5 protein-coding genes are annotated in these 3,949 nt (G+C 61.3%); 1 reads left to right on the top strand and 4 read right to left on the bottom strand.

The window, feature by feature from the left end:
- Both cysN and cysD read right to left on the bottom strand, forming a co-directional pair.
- On the bottom strand, nt 1-1,543 hold a 1,543-nt coding region (gene cysN, locus ACIQ1A_RS09525; protein ID WP_395770835.1), incomplete at its 3' end, for a sulfate adenylyltransferase subunit CysN.
- Nucleotides 1,543-2,445, bottom strand: coding sequence for a sulfate adenylyltransferase subunit CysD (gene cysD / locus ACIQ1A_RS09520; RefSeq protein ID WP_395770834.1), 903 nt, complete (start codon nt 2,443-2,445; stop codon nt 1,543-1,545). The genes cysD and cysN, both read right to left, overlap by 1 nt.
- 144 nt (nt 2,446-2,589) lie before the next feature.
- On the opposite strand from cysD, the gene ACIQ1A_RS09515 reads away from it, so the two are divergent.
- Nucleotides 2,590-2,850 carry a hypothetical protein gene (locus ACIQ1A_RS09515; RefSeq protein ID WP_395770833.1) on the top strand — a complete coding sequence of 87 codons (261 nt, stop codon included), beginning with the start codon at nt 2,590-2,592 and terminating at the stop codon, nt 2,848-2,850.
- 110 nt (nt 2,851-2,960) lie between these two features.
- On the opposite strand, the gene rfbC is transcribed toward ACIQ1A_RS09515, so the two are convergent.
- Entirely contained in the window at nt 2,961-3,512 is a 552-nt protein-coding gene (rfbC, locus tag ACIQ1A_RS09510) for a dTDP-4-dehydrorhamnose 3,5-epimerase (RefSeq protein WP_395770832.1), read from the bottom strand.
- Between the two features lie 2 nt (nt 3,513-3,514).
- A partial coding sequence (locus tag ACIQ1A_RS09505) for a sugar phosphate nucleotidyltransferase (RefSeq protein WP_395770831.1) occupies nt 3,515-3,949 on the bottom strand: 435 nt, incomplete at its 5' end.

The raw sequence follows: 3,949 nt of genomic DNA, 5'->3' as shown, positions 1-3,949 counted from the left end.
TCAGACCATGCCGGACGTTGTCGCCATCGAGCGCATAGGTGTGGTGGTGGCCGGCCAACAGGCGTTGTTCCAGCTGATTGGCGATGGTGGATTTTCCGGAACCGGACAGACCGGTGAACCAGATGCAACGCGGCGTCTGGCTTTTGAGCCCGGCCCGCGCAGCCTTGTTGACGTCCATCGCCTGCCAGTGGATATTGCCGGCGCGGCGCAGCGCGAAATCAATGGTGCCGGCGGCAACGGTGGCATTGCTCTGCCGGTCGATCAGAATGAAGCCGCCCAGAGTCTTGTCGAGCGCGTACGCTTCGAAAGCGATGGCCTGATCGAGCTTGAGATTGCACACGCCGATTTCGTTCAAGTGCAGGGTTTTAGCCGCCAGCGGTTCCTGGCTGTTGATGTCGATCTTGTGCTTGATTTCGGTGACGGTGGCATTGACCGTGCGCGCCCCGATTTTCAGCCAGTAGCCGCGGCCGGGAATCAATTCGGCCTCGTCCATCCAGATGACGTGCGCGGCGAATTGATCGGCGGTTTCGCACGGGTTCTTGGCCGAGACGATGACATCGCCGCGGCTGATATCGACTTCATCTTCCAGCGTCAGCGTAATCGCCTGACCGCGACCGGCATGGGCCAGATCGCCGTCTTGGGTGACGATGCGGGCGATGCGCGAGCGCTTGCCCGAAGGCAATACCGCCACGTCATCGCCGGGGGCGAACGCGCCAGCGCACACCGTGCCGGCAAAGCCGCGGAAATCCAGATTCGGACGACAGACCCACTGCACCGGCAGGCGGCCGTAGGCATCCCTCCCATCCTCCCTTCCAAGGAAGGGAGGGGTTTCTTCGCCCTTTTCCAAAAGGGGGATTGAGGGGGATTCGCCCACCTCTTCCAAATACGACAGCACCGACGGACCGGCATACCAAGGCGTGCGCGCCGAGGACGCAATCAGGTTGTCGCCGGTCAGTGCCGACAAGGGCACCGCCTGCACGCTGGAAATGCCGAGCTGATCGGCCAGATGCTGGTACTGTTCGACGATGGCATTGAACACGCCCTCATCAAATTCAACCAGATCCATCTTGTTCACCGCCAGCAGCACGTGCTTGATGCCCAGGCGCGAGACGATGAAGCTGTGCCGGCGGGTCTGGGTCAGCACGCCTTTACGGGCGTCGATCAGCACCACGGCGACATCGGCGGTGGACGCGCCGGTGGCCATGTTGCGGGTGTATTGTTCATGGCCCGGGCAATCGGCCACGATGAATTTGCGTTTGTCGGTGGCGAAGAAGCGGTAGGCCACGTCGATGGTGATGCCCTGCTCGCGTTCGGCGGCCAGGCCATCGACCAACAGCGCGAAATCCATGGCTTCGCCCTGGGTGCCGTGCTTGGCGGAATCTTTTTCCAGTGCGGCCAGCTGATCGTCGAACAGGCCTTTGGTATCGTGCAGCAGACGCCCGATCAGGGTGCTCTTGCCGTCATCGACGCTACCGCAGGTGATGAAGCGCAGCAGGGATTTGGTTTCGTGTTGCTGCAGGTAGGCGCGGATATCGGTGGCCATCAGAAATAGCCCTCCTGCTTCTTCTTCTCCATCGAGGCGGATTGATCGTGATCGATCATCCGGCCCTGACGCTCGGAGGTGCGCGCCGCCAGCATCTCGGCGATGATGGCTTCCAAATCGGAGGCTTCTGATTCAATGGCGCCGGTCAGCGGGTAGCAACCCAGGGTGCGGAAACGCACTTTTTTCATCATCGGGACTTCGCCCGGATGCAGCGGCATGCGCTCGTCGTCGACCATGATCAGGCCGCCGTCGCGTTCGACCACCGGACGCTCCTGCGCGAAATACAGCGGTACCACCGGAATGTTCTCGCGGAAGATGTACAGCCAGATGTCGAGCTCGGTCCAGTTCGACAGCGGGAACACGCGCACGCTTTCGCCTTTGCGGATGCGGGTGTTATAGACATCCCACAATTCCGGGCGCTGCGCTTTCGGGTCCCAGCGGTGTTCGGCATTGCGGAACGAGAACACGCGCTCCTTGGCCCGCGATTTTTCCTCGTCGCGGCGGGCGCCGCCGATGGCGGCATCGTACTGGCCGGCATCCAGCGCCTGCTTCAGGCCCTGGGTTTTCATGATATCGGTGTGCACGGTGGCGCCGTGGGTGAACGGGTTGACGTTCTGGGCCACGCCCTCTTGGTTGATGTGCACTTTCAGGGTGACCCCGTAACGCTCGGCCACGGTTTCCCGGAACGCGTACATGTCGCGGAATTTCCAGGTGGTGTCCACATGCAGCAGCGGAATCGGTGGCTTGGCCGGATAGAACGCCTTGGCCAACAGGTGCAAAAGCACCGCGCTGTCCTTGCCGATGGAATAGAGCATGACCGGATTGCTGAACTCGGACGCGACTTCGCGGAAGATATGCAGGCTTTCCGCTTCCAGCCGGTCAAGATGGGATAAGGGCTTCATGCGCTTGATTTTCAGGGAATTCCGCTCATTTTAGAGGAAATCGGCAGACCGGGGGGATTAATCCGGCATTCAGCCCCCGGCTTGCGGCAGGTGCGGAACTTGCTATGCTTATGGCACGGACATTGGTCCGCATTGGAGAAACTCATGAAATCGCGTGTATTCGCCCTCGCCCTCGCCAGCCTGTTCATGGCCGGTTCGGTTCTGGCCGATGCCCCGGCTTGCCCGACCACGATGGATAAGACCGCCTGCGTGTACTTCAAGGAAGGCTTTGCCGCCGGCCAAGACGACGCCAAAGCCGGTGCCAAGAACGCTTACCAGCGCCACGAAGACAGCTACGATTCGCGTTACGAGTCGGCGTTCTCGAAAGGTTACGAGGAAGGTTTCAAGGACGGTCAGAAGAAGTAAGCCACTGCTCTGGCCCTCACCCTAACCCTCTCCCAGAGGGAGAGGGAAGAAAAGCAAAATTGATGTGATGTGAAAAGCCCCCGGAAACGGGGGCTTTTTTATTGCTGAGTTCAGTCAAAACAGTGGTCGGGATCCACACCCGGCGCCTGTGCGTCTTTGTCCGACAGCTGCGGCGGTGATCGCAATGGCCAGTCGATGGCGATGATCGGATCATCCCAGCGCAGCGCGTATTCATCGTCGGCCACGCGGTAGTCGGTGGTTTTGTAGAGCATGTCGGCGCCTTCGGCCAAGGCCAGAAAGCCGTGCGCGAAGCCCGGCGGAATCCAGAGCTGGCGGCCGTTGTCGGCCGAGAGTTCCACGCCGATCCAGCGTTTGAAGGTCGGCGAAGACCGGCGCAGATCGACCACCACATCGAACACCGCACCCTGCACCACCCGCACCAGTTTGCCCTGCGGGTGTTGCCGTTGATAATGCAGACCGCGCAGCACGCCCGGCGCCGAACGGCTGTGGTTGTCCTGCACGAACACCGCTGTGCTGCCGGTGGCGGCATGGAAATCGCGCTGGTTGAAACTTTCCATGAAAAATCCGCGGGCATCGGCATGCCGCTGCGGCTGCAGCATCAGCACGCCGGGCAACTCGGTGGCAGTGACGGTCAGCGCCATCGTCATTTCACCAGGTTGCGCAGATAGCGCCCGTAATCGTTTTTGGCCAAGGGCGCGGCCAGGCGCAGCACCTGCTCGGCATCGATCCAGCCGCGGGTGAACGCGATCTCTTCCGGACAGGCCACCATCAGGCCCTGGCGTTTCTGCAGGGTGCCGATGAAACTGGCCGCTTCGTGCAGACTGTCGTGGGTGCCGGTGTCGAGCCAGGCGAAACCACGGCCCATGATGTCCACATGCAAGGCGCCCTGCTCCAGATAGGCGCGGTTGACGTCGGTGATTTCCAATTCGCCGCGGGCCGAAGGCCGGATGCCACGGGCAATCTCGCCAACCTGTGCGTCGTAAAAATACAAGCCGGTCACCGCGTAATTGCTTTTGGGAGCTGTCGGCTTTTCTTCGATGCTGAGCGCCCGCTGCTCGGCATCGAATTCGACCACGCC

It is taken from the genome of Arenimonas sp., assembly GCF_044353605.1.
Lineage (GTDB): Bacteria > Pseudomonadota > Gammaproteobacteria > Xanthomonadales > Xanthomonadaceae > Arenimonas.
The sequence above is the reverse complement of the archived record's forward strand: the minus strand, read 5'-3'. Positions and strand labels throughout refer to the sequence as shown.

Bases quoted from the DNA above. Each gene is read 5' to 3' on its own strand.
- ACIQ1A_RS09515 (WP_395770833.1), top strand. From the start codon at position 2,590: ATGAAATCGCGTGTATTCGCCCTCGCCCTCGCCAGCCTGTTCATGGCC.
- rfbC (WP_395770832.1), bottom strand. From the start codon at position 3,512: ATGGCGCTGACCGTCACTGCCACCGAGTTGCCCGGCGTGCTGATGCTG.
- cysD (WP_395770834.1), bottom strand. From the start codon at position 2,445: ATGAAGCCCTTATCCCATCTTGACCGGCTGGAAGCGGAAAGCCTGCAT.